This window comes from Myxococcus sp. AS-1-15, assembly GCF_020037055.1.
Taxonomy (GTDB): domain Bacteria; phylum Myxococcota; class Myxococcia; order Myxococcales; family Myxococcaceae; genus Myxococcus; species Myxococcus fulvus.
This window is the reverse complement of sequence record NZ_JAIQDF010000010.1, coordinates 296,930-314,195: the sequence shown is the minus strand read 5'-3', so window position 1 is coordinate 314,195 and position 17,266 is coordinate 296,930. Positions and strand designations below refer to the sequence as shown.

13 protein-coding genes are annotated in these 17,266 nt (G+C 69.4%); 8 read left to right on the top strand and 5 right to left on the bottom strand.

What is annotated here, in order from left to right:
• Positions 1-123: 123 nt before the first annotated feature.
• Complete coding sequence (locus K8625_RS26545) at positions 124-1,605, bottom strand: M20/M25/M40 family metallo-hydrolase (protein WP_223784262.1); 1,482 nt, start codon at positions 1,603-1,605, stop codon at positions 124-126.
• A gap of 404 nt (positions 1,606-2,009) precedes the next feature.
• On the opposite strand from K8625_RS26545, the gene K8625_RS26540 reads away from it, so the two are divergent.
• The 6 genes from K8625_RS26540 to K8625_RS26515 all read left to right on the top strand — a co-directional run bounded on the left by K8625_RS26540 (position 2,010) and on the right by K8625_RS26515 (position 8,266).
• A complete protein-coding gene (locus K8625_RS26540; RefSeq protein ID WP_223784261.1) occupies positions 2,010-2,753 on the top strand; it encodes a cyclopropane-fatty-acyl-phospholipid synthase family protein in 744 nt (247 codons plus the stop codon).
• Between the two features lie 251 nt (positions 2,754-3,004).
• Positions 3,005-5,344 (top strand): PAS domain S-box protein, encoded by a 2,340-nt coding sequence (locus K8625_RS26535; RefSeq protein ID WP_223784260.1) that lies wholly within the window; start codon positions 3,005-3,007, stop codon positions 5,342-5,344.
• 47 nt (positions 5,345-5,391) lie between these two features.
• Complete coding sequence (locus K8625_RS26530; RefSeq protein ID WP_141324563.1) at positions 5,392-6,465, top strand: amidohydrolase family protein; 1,074 nt, start codon at positions 5,392-5,394, stop codon at positions 6,463-6,465.
• Positions 6,462-6,836, top strand: a complete 375-nt coding sequence (locus tag K8625_RS26525; protein WP_223784259.1) for an iron-sulfur cluster assembly protein — start codon at positions 6,462-6,464, stop codon at positions 6,834-6,836. The genes K8625_RS26530 and K8625_RS26525 overlap by 4 nt, the downstream gene beginning before the upstream one ends.
• A 72-nt stretch (positions 6,837-6,908) precedes the next feature.
• A complete protein-coding gene (locus K8625_RS26520) occupies positions 6,909-7,799 on the top strand; it encodes a DUF2380 domain-containing protein (RefSeq protein WP_223784258.1) in 891 nt (296 codons plus the stop codon).
• Positions 7,796-8,266 carry an NUDIX hydrolase gene (locus K8625_RS26515; RefSeq protein ID WP_223784257.1) on the top strand — a complete coding sequence of 157 codons (471 nt, stop codon included), beginning with the start codon at positions 7,796-7,798 and terminating at the stop codon, positions 8,264-8,266. The genes K8625_RS26520 and K8625_RS26515 overlap by 4 nt, the downstream gene beginning before the upstream one ends.
• Positions 8,267-8,272: 6 nt before the next feature.
• Here the strand turns inward: K8625_RS26515 and K8625_RS26510 are convergent, their stop codons facing one another.
• Together K8625_RS26510 and K8625_RS26505 are read right to left on the bottom strand one after the other, a co-directional pair.
• Positions 8,273-8,725 (bottom strand): hypothetical protein, encoded by a 453-nt coding sequence (locus K8625_RS26510; RefSeq protein WP_223784256.1) that lies wholly within the window; start codon positions 8,723-8,725, stop codon positions 8,273-8,275.
• Between the two features lie 12 nt (positions 8,726-8,737).
• Entirely contained in the window at positions 8,738-9,748 is a 1,011-nt protein-coding gene (locus K8625_RS26505; protein ID WP_223784255.1) for an isopenicillin N synthase family oxygenase, read from the bottom strand.
• A gap of 113 nt (positions 9,749-9,861) precedes the next feature.
• Here K8625_RS26505 and K8625_RS26500 point away from each other — a divergent pair, with 113 nt between their 5' ends.
• Positions 9,862-11,049 (top strand): MFS transporter, encoded by a 1,188-nt coding sequence (locus K8625_RS26500; protein WP_223784254.1) that lies wholly within the window; start codon positions 9,862-9,864, stop codon positions 11,047-11,049.
• A gap of 107 nt (positions 11,050-11,156) precedes the next feature.
• Positions 11,157-13,532, top strand: a complete 2,376-nt coding sequence (locus K8625_RS26495; RefSeq protein ID WP_223784253.1) for a YfhO family protein — start codon at positions 11,157-11,159, stop codon at positions 13,530-13,532.
• Positions 13,533-13,631: 99 nt separating this feature from the next.
• Here the strand turns inward: K8625_RS26495 and K8625_RS26490 are convergent, their stop codons facing one another.
• Positions 13,632-15,635, bottom strand: a complete 2,004-nt coding sequence (locus tag K8625_RS26490; protein WP_223784252.1) for an acetyl-CoA carboxylase biotin carboxylase subunit — start codon at positions 15,633-15,635, stop codon at positions 13,632-13,634.
• 14 nt (positions 15,636-15,649) lie between these two features.
• Positions 15,650-17,266 carry an acyl-CoA carboxylase subunit beta gene (locus K8625_RS26485; protein WP_223784251.1) on the bottom strand — a complete coding sequence of 539 codons (1,617 nt, stop codon included), beginning with the start codon at positions 17,264-17,266 and terminating at the stop codon, positions 15,650-15,652.

The following is a 17,266-nucleotide window of genomic DNA, read 5'->3' as shown; positions in this document are numbered from 1 at the left end:
ATTCCTAGCAACCAGCTAGCTCGCTGATAGCTATCACTCGATTATCGACAAAATTAAGTCACGGACACCCAGAGCCCGTCCAGGCGCCACGGAGGGGCCCGGAGTCCCGAGCCCCTCCTCTGCTCAGTGCCCCGACGAAGCCTTCGCAGGGGCGGCCACGGGAGCCCCGCCACCCGGGGGCGCAGCCGGAGCCTCCGGCCGCGCGAGCGTGTCCGGGGACTCGGCCATCGCATACGTCACCCACGCGGTGGCGGCCGTGCTGCGCGCCAGGTCCTGCGGGTCCACCTTGTCCAACGTGTCCGCGTGCGTGTGGTGCACATCGAAGTAGCGGCTCGCGTCCACCTCCACGCCGAAGAACGGCACGCGCGCGGGGAGCAGCGGGCTGATGTCCGCGCCCCCGGCCTCGCGCGGGGAGAACTGCGCCGCGCCGAGCGCCACCAGCGGCGACAGCCACGGCTCCAGCAGCTCCTTGCCACCCGGCCCAGAGCGCAGGCTCACCGCCACCGGCCGCCCGCCACCCGAGTCCATCTCCATGGCGGCCACGTGCCTGGACAGCTCCGCCGCGTGCGCCTCCGCGTACGCGCGGCCACCGCGCAGGCCGTTCTCCTCGTTCATGTACAGCACCACCCGCACCGTGCGCCGGGGCGCCTGGGGCAGCTTCGCGATGAGCCGCGCGGCCTCCATCACCATCACCACGCCCGCTCCGTCGTCATGCGCGCCCGTCCCCACGTCCCACGAGTCCAGGTGCGCGCTGATGAGGACGATTTCCTGCGGCTTCTCGCGGCCCCGAATCTCCGCGACCACGTTGTGCGAGTCCGCGTCCGGGAGCTCCGAGCACCCGAGCACCATCTTCACGCGAACCGGGCCCTTCGCGAGCAGGCGGTGCAGCTGGTCCGCCTCCTCCGTCGTCACCGACGCGGCGGGGATGCGAGGCCCCTCGTCATCGAAGCGGGTGGAGCCCGTGTGCGGCGTGCGCAGCGACGCCGTGGCCAGCGAGCGCACCAGCGAGCCCACCGCGCCCGCCTTCGCCGCGAGCGCCGGGCCTCGGCCGCGCAGCCCCGCGAAGCGGCCGTAGTCCGCGGGCGACGACATGGTGTGGTTGAAGAAGACGATCTTCCCCTTCACCGAGTCACCCAGCGTGGCGAGCGCCTCCAGCGACGTCACCTCCACCACCTCGGCGGTGAGGCCCTCGGGGGCCGTGGGCGGGCTGCCACCCAGCGCGAGGATGAACAGCGGGTGGCCGCGCGTGGTGGCGGAAGGGAGAATCTCCGCGCGCTCCTCGCCGCGCACCCAGCGAGGCACCTTCACGGGCTCGGTCCATGCCTTCACGCCGTCGGCCTTGAAGCTCTTGAGGGCCCACTGCACCGCGGCGGCGGCGCCCTCGGAGCCCGACAGGCGCGGGCCAATCCCATCCGTCAGCTCCGCGAGCCGCGCGTAGGAGTGTCCTTCCGTCAGCGCGGAGCCCACCAGCTTCTCCGCCACGGCCAGCGGCGGCGCATACGCCTTCTTCGCGGGCGCGGCGGACTTCGCGGGAGCGGCGGGGGCGGCGCCCGACACGAGCTGCAGCGCCAGGGATGACGACAGGATGAGCGTGGAGACGGGCAAGAGGACCTCCGGAAGAGGCGCCCACTCTCCGCCCGGCCCTCAGGGCTCGCAAGCCAGATGCGCTCGACGCACCGTGCGAGTCACGGACGCTTGCCTGGTGAAGCTGGAGAGGATTTCGGAGAATCCCAGGGGCCACCGCGCGCCGAGAGGGGGAACGCGGCGCGCGGGGCTCAACTGGGACTTCATACGGCGGTATCGCTTTTGGGGGAGGCGATAGCCGCCGCTGCGTCTCACTCTTTGGGAGGAAACGTGGCGGGCATGTTGAAGATCATTCGCAACGCCGTCAAGCCCGGCACCTCACTCAGCGTACAAGCGGACAATCTTTTCCCAGGAAGTGGTTCAATTTTACAGCCACAGCGCCATCCACGGGTGGGCAACTGTGGTCTTCAGCGAAGAACGAGCCCATGACGACAGACGAAGCCTTCTTCACCCTCTACAGCGACCTGCCACGGTTGGGCCCTGGCAGTGATGCCTGCACACGTGAGGCATTGGGACGCCTCCCCTCCCTGCCACCCGCCCCCCGCGTCGTGGACCTGGGCTGCGGCAACGGAAGACAGACGCTGGCGCTCGCCGAAGCCTTGCGGACCTCCATCCTCGCGGTGGATCTCCACCCCCCCTTCCTCCAGCAGTTGGAGCAGGACGCCCGCGCGCGAGGACTGCAAGCCTTCATCCAGACACGCTGTCAGGACATGGGTGCGCTCGACCTCCCCCACGAATCCGTCGACCTGCTCTGGTCCGAGGGCGCCATCTACCATCTGGGCTTCGGCCCCGGCCTCACGCGCTGGCGGCCCCTGCTCGCACCCGGCGGCCTCGCCGCCATCACCGAGTGCACCTGGCTCACCGACACCCGCCCCGCCGAGGCCGTGGAGTTCTGGACCGAGGGCTACCCCACCATGGGCACCATCGAGGAGAACCGCGCCGCCGCGCTCGCCGCGGGCATGGAGGTGCTGGGCACCTTCACCCTCCCGCCCTCCGCGTGGTGGGACGACTACTACACCCCGCTGCTCGAGCGCGCCCGGCGCCTCGCCCCCACCGCCGACGAGACCCTCCGCCAGGTCATCGCCGGCGCCCACCGCGAGACGGACCTCTACCGTCACCATGGCCACGCCTACGGCTACGTCTTCTATCTGTTGCGCCGCCCCACTTGAGCGCTCGCGCGGTTCCAGCAATGCGACAGGAATTGAGCCCCACCGTCAGGGGCTCGGCCCTGTGGTTGCCCTGCACCCGGGCACCCACTCACTCCCCTGGGTCAAAGAAATACGGACATGCATTTTTTCCAGAAATGGTGTCTATGTCGCTGAAGGCACGTTAGTCCCCGTCACGCACCCCAGCGACGCCATGACCTCCCCCCAGGGCCGTGGTGTGTCGAGCCTCAGGACGTCGAAGGAACGCAATGTTGATGGAGCAGTGGGCTCACCGATTCTTCGAGCTCTCGACCGAGCTGTTCGCGGTGCTGGGCTCGCAGGGACGGATTCTGGAAGCCAACCCGGCCTGGAACGTGACGGTGGGTTGGTCTCCCACGGAGCTGCGGCTGGAGGGCTATCGGGGCTTCATCCATCCCGAGGACCTCGCCCAGGTGGACTCCCGGTTGGAGTCGCTGGCGCGGAGGATGGGCACCACCCGCTTCTCCTGCCGGTGGCGCTGTCGGGACGGCACGTGGGCGTGGCTGGTGTGGAGCGTGGCATGCTCCGCGGTGGGCGGCCCGCTGTACTGCACGGTGCGCAGGCTGGAGTCGCCTCCCGCGCTCGAGCCCGGCCCCACCACCTCCGAGCCCGGCGGTCCGCTGCCGCCGTGGGCGATGAGCGACAGCCTGCCCCTGGGCCTCTACGTGGTGGAGGTGCGCACGGGCGCGGTGCTCTACGCCAACCGCCGCTTCTGCCAGCTGTGGGGCATCGAGTCGCTGGAGAGCGCCATCCGCAAGGGGCAGGTGACCCACGAGGATGTGCTCGGCCACTGCCTGCGCGCGGGTGAGGCCGCGAGCGTGCTGCGCCTGGTCTCCCCGACGGAGGCAGACACCCCGCCTCCGCTGCACGCGGACGAGGCGCAGCTGACCAACGGCCGCACCCTGCGCCGGCTGTCCACGCCCATGGGCGCCAGCGGCGACGAGTCCCGCTACCGGCTGTTCGCCTTCGAGGACGTCACCGAGCGCAAGCGCACCGAGGAGGCCCTGCACCGCTCCGAGGAGAGCTTCCGCAAGCTCATCGAGACGGCGCCCGAGGTCATCTTCGTCCACCGCGACCAGCGCTTCGTGTACGTGAACCCCACGCTGCTGCGCGCGCTGCGGTACGAGCACGCCAGCGAGCTCATCGGCCGGTCCATCTGGACCATCGTCCACCCGGACGACCTGGACATGGTGCGCCAGCGCGTGCACGCGGTGGTGGCCCGGGGCGAGCTGGCCCCGCTGCGCGAGATTCGCTACCTGCGCCGAGACGGCACCTGGTTCGACGCGGAGAGCGCGGGGCTGCCCGTGGACTTCGACGGCGTGGGCGCCGTCGTGGTGATGGCGCGCGACATCACCGAGCGCAAGCGCATGCAGGCCCAGCTGCTCCAATCGGACCGGATGGTGCTCGCGGGCACGCTGGCCGCGGGCGTGGGCCACGAAATCAACAACCCGCTCACCTACGTCATGGCCAACCTGGAGTCGGCCCTGGACGCGATGCACCGGCTGGGCGGCGAGCTGGGGAGGATGCTGCCCGACGGCGCGCTCGCGCCGAGCTGGTCCATGACCCTGAAGGACACGGTGGAGCTGCTCAAGGAGGCGCACGAAGGCGCCACCCGCGTGCGCAACATCGTCCGGGACCTGAAGTACATCTCCCGCCAGGACGAGGAGCGGCGCGAGCTGCTCGACGTGCGCGAGTCGCTGGAGTTCTCGCTCAAGCTGGCCTCCAGCGAGCTGCGCCCGCGCGCCCAGGTCATCAAGAAGTACGAGGACGTGCCGCTGGTGCACGCGGACGCGTCTCGGCTGGGGCAGGTGTTCCTGAACCTCGTCGTCAACGCGGCGCAGGCCATCCCCGAGGGGGACCCGACGAACCAGCACGTGACGCTCTGGGTGCGCCCGGGGCCGCATGGCGGCGTCGCGGTGGACGTGAGCGACTCGGGCAGCGGCATGCCGCCCAGCGTGCTCGCGCGCATCTTCGACCCGTTCTTCACGACCAAGGCGGTGGGCTCGGGCACGGGCCTGGGGTTGTCCATCTGCCACGGCATCATGCGCGGCCTGGGCGGCGACATCACGGTGCGCAGCGAGCCGGGCCACGGGACGACCTTCACGGTGCTGCTGCCCCCCGCGCCCGCGGACGCGGCGCCTCGCGAGGTGCCCGTGCTGCTGCCGCCCTCGTCCGAGCGCGCCGGCCGGATGCTGGTCATCGACGACGAGCCCGCGGTGGGTCGCTCGCTGGCGCGCATCATCGGCAAGCGCCACCAGGTGACGGTGGTGAGCAGCGGCGAGGAGGCGTTGGCGAAGCTGGACTCGGGCGCTCCCTTCGACGCCATCTTCTGTGACCTGATGATGCCGGGCATCACCGGCATGGACGTCTACGAGCGGGTGCGCGAGCGGGAGCCGGGGTTGAGCCTGCGCTTCATTTTCATCACCGGCGGCTCGTACACGGCCCGGGCGCGGCAGTTCCTGGAGCGCATCCCCAACCCGCGCATCGAGAAGCCGTTCGACGCGCAGATGATTCAGCAGCTGGTCGGAGAGGTATTGGCCGTCGGGGTTGACGGTGATGTCTCCGGCCTGGAGTGAAACCACCGCGCCGGATGTCCCGGCGCGCCCCTGAAGGGAGTTCCCTGGTGATTGGCGGCGGATTCGTCATCGATGCGGTTACGCACGCGTACAACCTGCACCCGTCCAACTGGCGTGCCGGGAAGTACGCCGAATCCCTGGCCCAGCTCATCTTCGGCCTGCACTCGGGGCTGTCCGGCGACACGCACCGTGTCGTGAAGCCGGAGCAGTTCATGAAGGACTGGTCCGTGGACGAGCTGGCCCACATCCTCTTCGTGGAGAGCGACGTCGACCTCGCGGTGCACCACGTGCTGCCGCTGCAGACGCTCTACACGGACGGGCTGTGCTCGTACGAGAAGACGCTCGACATCAAGCGGCGCTTCCCGGACCGCTTCCTGGTGTACGCGGGCGTGGACCCGCTGCGGGGCACGGCGGCGCTGGAGGACCTGGAGAAGCAGGTGGAGGAGCTCAAGCCCACGGGCCTGAAGCTCTATCCGGCGGCGTGGCTGGGGGACTCGTTCAAGCACACGGGCTGGCGGATGGATGACCCGCGCATCGCGTTCCCGCTGTTCGAGCGGGCGCAGAAGCTGGGCATCAAGAACATCGCGGTGCACAAGGGCCTGCCGATGGGGGCGGTGCCCATCGAGGCGTACAAGGTCGACGACATCGGCGGCGCGGCGGATGCGTTCCCGGACCTGAACTTCGAAATCGTCCACGGCGGCATGGCGTTCCTGGACGAGACGGGCATGCAACTGTCGCTGTTCCCCAACGTGTACGTGAACCTGGAGGTCACGGGGGCGCTCTTGGTGAAGCGCGAGCGCTGGTTCGCCGAGTCGCTGGCGCAGCTGCTCAAGTGGGCGGGCCCCGCGAAAATCATGTGGGGCTCCGGCACGGTGTTCAGCCACCCGCAGCCGGCGCTGGAGAAGTTCTGGAACGACTTCCAGCTGCCCGAGGAGCTCACCCAGGTGTGCGGCATGCAGGTGACGCCCGAGGTGAAGCGGATGATTCTCTGCGACAACTACGCGCGCTACGCGGGCGTGGACGTGGAGGCGGTGAAGAAGCGCATCGCGAACGACGAGTTCGCGCGCAAGAAGGCGAAGGGGAACATCCAGCCGTACAGCTACCAGGGAGGGCGGCCGTGACGCCCGTGGAGAGCGCGCTGCGCGAGCGCATCCAGGGGATTCCGGACCCGTGCAGCCTGGCCACGGGCGTGCCGCTGGGCATCGGGGAGATGGGGCTCATCGAGAGCGTGGTTCATCAGGAAGGGAAGGTGACGGTGCGTCTGCACATCACCTCGCCCATGTGCATGATGGCCGCGTACTTCATGCGGGAGATCGAGCAGCGGCTCACGGGCCAGGAGGGTGTCGAGTCCGTGCACGTGGAGTTCGACCACGACCTGACGTGGACGCCGCAGGACATCCACCCGGACGCCCGGGAGCGACTGGCGGCGAAGCGAATCACGATGCTCGGGGGACGGATGATTCCCCGAGGTGAGGCGCCGACGTCGCGCTGAAGCGGCTGTTCGTCTGGGTTGGAGCGGGCTCGTCATCCGGGTGGGTGACGGGCCCTTTGCTTTGGGATGGGTATGGCGCGATGGATGGTGGTGGTGTTGTGGCTCGTGATGGGCTGTGCCTCCGAGGACCACGGGCTGCTGCGGTACCAGCGGTTCAGTGAGGGCTCGACACGGGGTGGGCGCGAGGACGTGGCGTCGGTGCATGGCGCGGCCCTGCACTCCGTCGATGAGGTGAAGGGGTCCCTGGGTGAGAGCAGGGCGGCGCTTGCCGTGCTCGAGGAGCGGCCGTCGGACTTCGGGGGCCGGGGGTTCGATGGGGTGTTCGGGAGGTATCTCGAGCAGGGGACGCGGCAGCTGACGTGGGCGCGTGGCGAGCTGGGGAGCGCGATGGTCTGGATGGGCGAGGCCTCGGAGGTAGAGGACTCGGACATGGAGCTGGCGCTGCTCCGGATGGCGGGGCGGCGGCTGGTGCAGGCGGGCGTCATCTCCGCGCCGGCGGTGAGCGCGGCGGTCCGCATCCACGGGGGCCAGGTGCTGATGGCCCAGGCGAACGAGGAACTGCCCGAGGGCGTGCGAGAGGCACTGGGAGACAGCCCCGAGGTGCGCGGCATGCGGGTGACGGACAGAGCGGGCGCGGGCATGGCCGAGCCGCCGAAGCACCATGTCCTACCGAGAGAGCACCGCACGTGGTTCGAGCAGCGCGGCTTCAAGGGTGACATGGACATCGACCAGTTCTGCGTCCGGTTGGAGCAGTCCCAGCATGAAGCGATTCACGGTGGTGGCAACTGGAAGCTGGGGCGCACGTGGCCAAGAGAGTGGAACCGGATGATCATGGATGAACTTCTGCGAACCGAGGCCAGATATGGCCGAACGTTGACGCGAAACGAGATCCTCGACATCGTCGCCGATCAAATGAAGAGCTACGACATCCCGCGCAAAGTCGTTTCGGGGCGCGGCCGATGACCGATGGACGTTCCTGGCAGGGGAACTGGAAGGTCCGCCTGTATGAGCGTGTTCGTGAACGCGGTCATGAGTCTCTCACCGCATTTGCAGAAGCTCGCCCTACTGCTTCGCTTGTGGCGTTGGCCGAGGAACTGGGCCCGGACGACATCGCCGGAGTGCAGGTGTTCAGCGGCCTCGTAGAAGAAGCGGAGCGAAGCCATCAGGTCACCCGCTTGGTTCGTGGACAGTTCGTGCGCGAATTGCACACGCATCTTCCAAGCGGTTGGCCGTTCCCGCTCGAGAACGAAAACCGCTTCAAGGCAGCGCGCGTGCTGGCCGGCTGGTACTCCTTCACGCCAGAGAGCCACAAGGCGCGGGTTGACCAGGTGAGCGACGCTCTCTTCGCCAACCCACCCCCCACGGGATGGCGCCCACTCGGTCCCGACGACGAGCTTCTCCGTACGCTCCTGCCCGACGAAGAAGCCTGAGCATCCTCAGTCGCGCAACAGCCGCTGTCCCGCCAGCACGTGCTCGACCCAGGACTGTGACGAGCTCAGTGTGGGAACCCGCTTCTCCTTGAGCGCATCCCCCTCGATGAACACCTGGGACTCGTCGCTCAGCAACAGGTCTCGCGCAATCAGCGAGCCCTTGATCCACAGCGGCACGTAGACGCCCACGTCCCGAATCACCAGCGGACCGTCGACGATGACATCGCCTTCGACGACACACACCAGGGGGTCCTCATTGCCCACGTACGTCGGCCCCCTCAGCGAGAGCGTGCCCTCGTGCACCACGAAGTTGACGTCACCTCCGCCGAAGAGGTCCTCGTAGTTCACCGAATCATCGCTGACCCCGAGCAGGTCGTAGCGCGCGAGGCCCTCATCCGCGGCCAGGGATTCGAACCGCGCACCGGGGAGCGTCGTGTAGGGCTGGGGCTTGGGAGACATGCGAAACCCAAGCTACAGCACCCGCCGCACGAGCTGGGGAAACACCTTCGACACCTTCCCCAGCAGATAGTCTCCATACGTCCCGCTGAACGCATGGACGCTCGCACCATCCCATCGCTGCGCACGGTCCTCATCCACGGCCACGTTCGGAAGCGGTGGCACCTCCGCGGCGAAGTCCGGGTCGAAGAACAACGGGAACGAGAGCCGGTCCCGCCCGCTCACGTTCTTCACCCTGTGCGGCGTGGAGCGATACCAACCTCCCGTGAGCCGATCGAGCATGTCCCCGATGTTGCACACCAACGTCCCGGGAATCGGCGGAGCCTCGACCCAACCCCGTCGCGACTTCACCTGCAGCCCACCGTTCGCGTCCTGCGCGAGCAGCGTCAGCAACCCATAGTCCGTGTGCTCACCCACGCCCCAGCGCTCCTCACCGTCCACGGGCTCCGGCTCCGCCGGATAGTGGAAGATGCGGAACAGCACCGTCGGGTCCGCCGTGTACGCACGGTGGAAGTAGTCCCGCTCCAACCCCAGGCTCTCCGCCACACCCTCCATCAGCGCATGCGCCGCGCGCGTGACGCGGTCCATGTACTCGAGCACCACGCCGCGCAGCTCCGGCAAATCCACGGGCCACAGGTTCGCGCCGTGCAACGGCCAGCCCGCCTTCACGCGCGGATGCTCGGGCCCCAGCTCCGTGCCCAGGTAGAGCCCCTCCTTGCGGTCAGGCTTGCCCGACGTGAGCTCTCCACCCAACGGAAACCACCCTCGCCACGCGGCGCCACCCCGCGACATGTCCATCGCCTCCTTCGCCTCACGCGGCAGCGCGAAGAAGCGGTGACTCAGCTCCTCCATGCGCGCGAGGAGCACGTCGGGCACACCGTGCCCCGAGACGTAGAAGAAGCCCGTGTCACGACACGCCTGCTCGATGTCTCGCGCCACCTGCCGCCGAGCCTCGGAGCGGGACGCGTCGAACAGCGGGGACATCTCGATGACAGGCAGACTTCCGGACGAGGGGACTCCAGCCATGCTCGGAGCCTATACCGGCCCGCACTCGGACCGTGTGTGGCACCTCCAGAGCAAGCGAGCATGACGGCGCTGGACCCGACCTGCCCCCGGGTGGAGAGTGCGCCGCGTCCGCCATGTCCACGTCAGCACCTTCCGAATCGCCGCACGCCACGCTCAGCCCCGGACTCGTGTGGCTCATGGCCGCCGCCTCCGGCGCGACCGCCGCCAACCTCTATTACAACCAGCCCCTGCTCGGAGACATCGGCCGGGACCTCGGGGCCTCGGGCGGGATGCTCGGCCTGGTGCCCACGCTCACCCAGGTGGGCTACGCGGCGGGCATGCTGCTCATCGTCCCGCTCGGCGACAGCCTGGAGCGCCGACGCGTCATCGTCACCATGTCCGCGCTCGTGAGCCTGGCCCTCGTCGGCGCCGCGCTCGCTCCCACCCTGCCCTGGCTCGTCATCGCCAGCTTCCTCGTGGGCGCCACCACCGTCGTCCCCCAGCTCCTCGTCCCCTTCGCCGCGCACCTCGCCCCCGCGGCGCAGCGCGGCCGCGTGGTGGGCACCGTGATGAGCGGCCTGCTCATCGGCATCCTCCTGTCCCGCACCGCCGCTGGCTTCGTGGGCACCCACCTGGGCTGGCGCGCCATGTTCTGGCTCGCCGCGGGCTTCATGCTCCTGCTCGCCGTCGTGCTGCGCTTCACCCTGCCCTCGCAGCCGCCCGTGGCCGCCATGCCGTACCCGGAGCTGATGCGCTCGCTCGTGCACCTGGCGCGCACCGAGCCCGTGCTGCGCATCCACGCGGTGCTCGGCGCCCTCACCTTCGGCGCCTTCAGCGTCTTCTGGTCCACGCTCGCCCTGTATCTGGAGAGCCTCCCCGAGCACTACGGCCCCCAGGTCGCCGGACTCTTCGGCGTCGTCGGCGTGGTGGGCGCGCTCATCGCCCCCGTCGTCGGTCGCTACGCGGACTCGCACGGAGGCCGGCGCATCAACATGTTCGCCATCGGCGTGCTGCTGCTGTCCTTCGTCGTGATGTGGCCCCTGGGGCGCTGGCTGTGGGGCATCGCCCTGGGCGTGGTGCTGCTCGACCTGGGCGCCCAGGGCAACCACATCTCCAACCAGACCCGCGTCTACGCCCTGCGCCCCGAGGCTCGCAGCCGCCTCAACACGCTCTACATGGTGACCTACTTCGCCGGCGGCGCGGCCGGCTCCTGGCTCGGCACCACCGCGTGGACCCACGCCGGCTGGACGGGCGTCTGCGCCGCGGGCGCCGCGCTCTGTGTCACCGGACTGCTGATACTGCTCCCGGGGAGAAATCGCTGAGACGCATTCCCAGCTCCCCCCCGGAGGCGCGGCGCGCAGAGGGCGCTTGGCGTCGAGACGGGAACAGCGGACGATGGCGACACAGAAACCTCCTCTCGGGAGCCTCGATGGAAACGCCCCACCGGGCGGACGATGACCGCCGCGCTTGGGGTTGGCTGCTCGGAGTGCTGGCGCTCGCGCTGCCCGGGGTCTTCTTCTTCCGGGCAACCTTCTCGCGCGATGTCTTCCTCGCAGGCGACACGCTGCGGGTCTTCTATCCGATACGCGCTTACTGGGCCTCGCGCGTATCCCAGGGACAGTTCCCGGACTGGTTCCCCTTCGACGGCTTCGGCCAGTCGTTCACCGCCATCTTCATCTCGGGCGCCTTCCACCCCACCACGCTCCTCCACCTGCTGCTGCCGCTTGGCACCGCGGTGAAGGTCACGATGATGCTGAGCTTCACGCTCGCATTCCTCGGGACGACAGCGCTCCTGCGCGAGCTGCGCGTTTCCCGGGCCGGGGCCTTGTTCGGCGCGCTGACGTTCACCTTCAGCGGATACCTGGTCTGCATCACCAACAATCCGACCTACCTCCTGTCCGCCACGGCCTTGCCCGTGGCCCTGTGGGGGGTGCTGCGATTCATTCGAGAGCAGACTCCGGGGCGGCTCGCGACGGGCGGTCTGCTGCTCGCCCTGGTCGCGTTTGCCGGAGACGCACAGGCGTTCGCCGTGGTGCAGGCGCTGGGCGTGCTGCTCGCGTGCGTGGAGCCCTTGCGCGCCTCGGAGACGTGGCCGCGACGCGTGGGAGCGTGTCTGCTGCTGGTGGTCACGGGAGGACTGCTGGCGGCGCCGCAGTTGCTTCCCGCAGCGGGGCTGGTGTCGAGCGGCGAGCCTGGCGCCCGCTCCGTGGTGGAGGCACAACGCTTCTCGTTGCACCCACTGCGCCTCGCGGAGCTGTGGGTCGGGCCCTTCCTCACCGACGCGCAGGGCATGCGCGGCATCCCGGAAGCCGTGGTGCGCAAGCTCGTCTACGTCGGGGGCTTCACGCGGGCGTGGGTGGACTCGCTCTACGTCGGCACGCCTGCCTTCGTCCTGGCGCTGGCGGGTGTGGGGAGCTCGTGGCGGCGGGGACGCTCGTGGGTGCTGGTGGCGGCGTGGGTGCTGCTATTGCTGCTCGCGCTGGGGCAGGCGCTGCCCGTCTATGGCTGGGTGTATCAGGTGCTGCCTTTGTGGCGGCCCTTCCGCTACCCGGAGAAGCTGGGCCCCTTTCTCGTGCTGGGCCTCGCGGTGGCCGCGGGGTGGGGCTGGCGACAGTGCCTGTCTCCGGGAGGCAACGCGCGCGCGGTCATCATCGCGGGGGGCTCGGTGGCGGCCGTCTGCGGCGCCATCGCGTTGGGAGAGTCGCTCGGCGGACTCTGGACACACGGCTGGGTGCTGCCGCACTGGCCGGACATTCCCGCTCCCGCCCTGGAAGGCCTGTCCCACAACGTGGTTCGGATGGCATCGACAGCGGCGGTGCTGGCGCTCTTGTGCGCCCTGGTGGCGTGGCGCCCGCGCCTCGCCGCGGGACTTGTCGTGGTGCAGGGCGTGGCGCTCTTCCTGGAGAACGGACCGCTCTATCAGGTGTCACCCGCGGAAATCCTGGAGACGCCGCCTCCCTTCGCCCAGCAGGTCCTTGCCTCCGTCCCCCCGGGGGAACCCGTGCGGGTGATGACGCGAGTGAAGTCCTATGGTGCTCCACGGCTCCAGGGCTACGACTACAAGGACCGGCTGAGCCTGGCGCAGACGGCGGCGCTCGCGCCGGACACCCCGGTGTTCTGGGGCATCGAGAGCGCGGGGGGCTACCTGCCCGGAGAGAGCCTCCGCGTACGCAAGCTCAAGGGAGATCTGGAGCGCTGGTTCGGAGTGCTCGCTCCTCGTCTGTCCACGCCGTTCTCGCTGGCGCGCACCGAGGAGTTGTCGGGCGGACTGCCGCCGCGCGCGCAGGTTGCGGCGGAGGACCCGCTCTTCGGGCTGACGTTGCTGACCCACCCGGACGCGCCGCCGCGCATCCATCTGGCTCGACCGGAGTGCGTTCCTTCGGTCGAGGAAGCGCTGCTGCGCATGAGCGCGCCCGAGCTGCCCCGTCGCGAGGTGGCGGTCATCGAGTGCGCGGAGCCGCTGCCCGTGGCGGAGGGCTCGGGAACGGGCCATGTCACCGTGAACCGGGTGACACCGGAGCATCTCGAGGTGAAGGTGGAGGCCGCCGCTCCCGCGGTGCTGGTGGTCAACGACGCCCTCCAGCCCGGCTGGTCCGCGACCCTCGACGGCGCGTCCGTGCCCATCCTTCCTGCCAATGTCGCGGTGCGCGCGGTGGAGGTGCCCGCGGGGGAACACCTCGTGGTGATGCGCTATCGGACGCCCGGACTGGTGCCAGGACTGTGGGTGGGCGCCCTGACGCTGTGCGCGCTGGCCACCGCCATGGTGCTGGCACGGCGGCGCGCGCACAGAATCACTTCCTCCTGAATCGCACCTCGTATCACCCATTCGTTCGACGCGCTGTGCGTGCTGACCACCGAGGGCGCCAGACACAGAGGCACGAGCGAGCCTCCGCTGCTCGCGACCTCACGCTTCCTTCGGCTTCGCCTCCGGGGTCAGCACCACCAACAACGCCTTGGCGCTCACCTGACCACCCACCGAGGCGTTCACCGCCTCGACCGTGCCCGGGATGTCCGCGACGAGCTGGAACTCCATCTTCATCGCCTCCAGGACGACGAGCACGTCCCCCGGCTTCACCGTGGCCCCGGGCTTCGTCTCCACGCGCAGGATGCGGCCGTCCATCGGCGCGAGCAGCCGTCCCGTCCCCGCGCCCTCCGCCGACTTCGGCGGACGGAACGTCACGTCCGCGAGGCACCGCGCCCCCGAGCCCAGGTCCAGCCACAGCGAGTCCCCAGCGCGCAGATACCGCCCTCGCCCCCGAGCCCCCGCGACGGCGTAGTCGAATACGCCCTCCGCGAGGCCCAGCACGGAGACCTCCAGCTTCTCCTCGCCCGTGACGACCTCGTACTGCTCCGACGTCAACGGGCGCACGGAGACCTTCGCCTCGCCGCTCCGGTCCTCGAGCGTCATCGTCACCGCGTGCGAATACGCCGTGTTCCAGTTCACCAGCGAGGCATCCACTCCGCTCGTCCTGGAGAGCCGCAGCGCCTCGTCATGGAACAGCGCCACCGCCGCCAGCGCCCGCTCGCGAGTGCTCGTGCGGTACAGCCGCTCCAGCGTCGCGCCGTCCGCGTGCTTGCCGATGAAGCCCGTATCGTATGCCCCCGAGCGGAACGCGCCATCCTCCAGCACATGCAGCAGCAGGTCCTTGTTCGTCGTGACACCGAACACGGTGAGTTCGTGCAGCGCCTCCACGAGCCGCCGCCGCGCCATCTCTCGGTCCGCGCCGTACGCAATCACCTTCGCCTGCATGGAGTCGTAGAAGGGCGGGATGTCCTGCCCCTCGCGCACGCCGTGGTCGATGCGCACGCCTTCACGAGAAGGCAGCCGCCACGTGAGCAGCCTCCCCGCCTGCGGCGCGTACTGGTTCGCCGGGTCCTCGGCGCACAGCCGCACCTCGATGGCGTGGCCCGTCCAGGTGATGTCCTCCTGCGCGCGCGGCAGCTTCTCACCGGAGGCGACCCGCAGCTGCCACTCCACCAAATCCAGCCCGGTAATCTGCTCGGTGACGGGGTGCTCCACCTGGAGACGCGTGTTCATCTCCATGAAGTAGAACTCGCCGTTCGGCGCCAGCAGGAACTCGATGGTGCCCGCGCCCTTGTAGGCAATCGCCCTGGCCGCCGTCACGGCCACCTGCCCCATCTTCTCGCGCAGCAGCGGGTGCACCGCGGGTGACGGGCTCTCCTCGACGACCTTCTGGTGACGCCGCTGCACCGAGCAGTCGCGCTCGCCCAGGTGCACCGCGTTGCCGTGCTCGTCCGCGAAGACTTGAATCTCCACGTGCCTCGCGTTGATGACCGCGCGCTCCAGGATGAGCTCACCGCTGCCGAACGCGTTCGCCGCCTCGGAGCGGGCGCCCTTCAGCGCGGCCTTCAGCTGCGACGCCTCGTGCACCAGTCGCATGCCGCGACCACCGCCGCCCGCGGCCGCCTTCACCATCAGCGGGAAGCCGATGCGCTCGCCCTCCTTCGCCAGTGCCTCGTCGTCCGCGTCCGAGGCCTCGTAACCCGGGATGCACGGCACGCCCGCCGCAATCATCCTCAGCTTGGCCTGACGCTTGTTGCCCATCAGCGTGATGGCCTCCGCGTCCGGGCCGATGAACACCAGCCCCGCGTCCTTGCACGCGCGCGCGAAGGCCGCGTTCTCGGAGAGGAAGCCGTAGCCCGGGTGGATGGCCTGTGCCCCCGACGCCTTCGCCGCGCCGATGAGCTTCTCGATGACCAGGTACGACTCCTTCGCGGGCGACGGGCCGATGGGCACCGCCTCGTCCGCGGCGAGCACGTGCGGCGCGCCCCGGTCCGCCTCCGAGAACACCGCCACCGTCCGGAAGCCGAGCCGCTTGCAGGTGCGAATCACCCGCACCGCGATTTCACCCCGGTTCGCGATGAGGACCTTGTTGAAACGCTCCATCCCGTCCGCTCCTCTCACAGGCGTGCGACGCCGAAGCTGTTGGGGTTCACCTGCCGCGCCTCCGCCTCACGGCAGATGGACAGCACGAACCCGAGCACCCGCCGCGTGTCGCGCGGGTCGATGATGCCGTCGTCGAACAGCCGCGCCGAGGCGTTGAAGGGATGCGACTCCTTGTCGAACTGATCGACGATGGGCTGCGTGAAGGCGCGGATGGCCTCCTCGTCCACCACCTGGCCCTCGCGCGCCAGCTTCTCTCCGAAGACGATGGACATCACCTTCGCCGCCTGCTCGCCGCCCATCACCGCCGTGCGCGCGTTGGGCCACGCGAAGATGAAGCGCGGATGGAACGGACGTCCGCACATGCCATAGTTGCCCGCGCCGAACGAGCCGCCCACCAGCAGCGTCACCTGCGGCACCGTGGCGTTCGCCACCGCCTGAATCATCTTCGAGCCGTGCTTGACGATGCCGCCCTGCTCCGGCTGCGTCCCCACCAGGTACCCCGTGGTGTTCTGCAGGTACACGATGGGCGTGTTCGACTGGCAGCACAGCTGGATGAACTGCGCCGCCTTCGTCGCGCCCTTCGGGCTGATGGGCCCGTTGTTGCCGATGATGCCGATGGGCCCGCCGAACAGGCTCGCCCAGCCGCAGACGGTGTGCGCGTCGTACGCGTCCTTGAAGCCCGTGAACTCCGAGCCGTCCACGATGCGCGCGATGATTTCGCGGCAGTCATACGGCTTGCGGTAGTCCGCCGGAATCGCGCCGGCCAGCTCGTCCGGCGAGTACAGCGGCTCCGCGTAGGGCGCCTTCGACTGGGCCGCCAGCCGCTCGTTCCAGCCGAGCTTGGACACGATTTCGCGCGCCATGCGGATGGCGTCGGCGTCGTCCTCGGCCAGGTAGTCCGCGGTGCCCGCGACGGTGGCGTGCATCTCCGCGCCGCCCAGGTCCTCGTCCGTGGCCACCTCGCCCGTGGCCGCCTTGAGCAAGGGCGGGCCCGCGAGGAACACCTTCGCCTTCTTCTTCACCATCACCACGTAGTCGGACAGGCCCGGCAGGTACGCGCCGCCCGCCGTGCTGGAGCCGTGGACCACGGTGACCTGCGGGATGCCCGCCGCGGACATCCGCGCCTGGTTGTAGAAGGTCTCTCCGCCCGGGATGAAGATCTCCTGCTGGTACATCAGATTCGCGCCGCCGCTCTCCACCAGCGACACCATGGGCAGCTTGTTCTGCAGCGCGATGGCCTGCCCGCGCAGCGCCTTCTGCACACCCCACGGCGACGCGGTGCCGCCCTTGATGGCGGAGTTGTTCACGAAGACGAAGCACCGCACCCCGGACACGTAGCCGATGCCCGCGATGCTGTTGCCGCCCGCCAGCGAGCCGTCACTGTCGTCGTGGTAGCCGTAGCCACACAGCGTGGACAGCTCCAGGAACGGCGAGCCCCGGTCCAGCAGCATCATCAGCCGCTCTCGGGGCAGCAGCTGGCCGCGCTTGTGGAACTTCTCGCGCGCCTTCTCCTCGGTGGCGCGCACCTTGGCCTCGACGCCGCGCAGCTCGCCCAGCCTCGCGAGCATGTCCGCGCGCTGCGCCTGGAACGTCTCCGAGCCCGGGTTGACCTTGGAAGTGATTCTCGGCAT

Bases quoted from the DNA above. Each gene is read 5' to 3' on its own strand.
- K8625_RS26495 (WP_223784253.1), top strand. From the start codon at position 11,157: ATGGAAACGCCCCACCGGGCGGACGATGACCGCCGCGCTTGGGGTTGG.
- K8625_RS26510 (WP_223784256.1), bottom strand. From the start codon at position 8,725: ATGTCTCCCAAGCCCCAGCCCTACACGACGCTCCCCGGTGCGCGGTTC.
- K8625_RS26500 (WP_223784254.1), top strand. From the start codon at position 9,862: ATGTCCACGTCAGCACCTTCCGAATCGCCGCACGCCACGCTCAGCCCC.
- K8625_RS26490 (WP_223784252.1), bottom strand. From the start codon at position 15,635: ATGGAGCGTTTCAACAAGGTCCTCATCGCGAACCGGGGTGAAATCGCG.
- K8625_RS26520 (WP_223784258.1), top strand. From the start codon at position 6,909: ATGGCGCGATGGATGGTGGTGGTGTTGTGGCTCGTGATGGGCTGTGCC.
- K8625_RS26505 (WP_223784255.1), bottom strand. From the start codon at position 9,748: ATGGCTGGAGTCCCCTCGTCCGGAAGTCTGCCTGTCATCGAGATGTCC.
- K8625_RS26485 (WP_223784251.1), bottom strand. From the start codon at position 17,266: ATGCCGAGAATCACTTCCAAGGTCAACCCGGGCTCGGAGACGTTCCAG.
- K8625_RS26540 (WP_223784261.1), top strand. From the start codon at position 2,010: ATGACGACAGACGAAGCCTTCTTCACCCTCTACAGCGACCTGCCACGG.
- K8625_RS26535 (WP_223784260.1), top strand. From the start codon at position 3,005: ATGGAGCAGTGGGCTCACCGATTCTTCGAGCTCTCGACCGAGCTGTTC.
- K8625_RS26515 (WP_223784257.1), top strand. From the start codon at position 7,796: ATGACCGATGGACGTTCCTGGCAGGGGAACTGGAAGGTCCGCCTGTAT.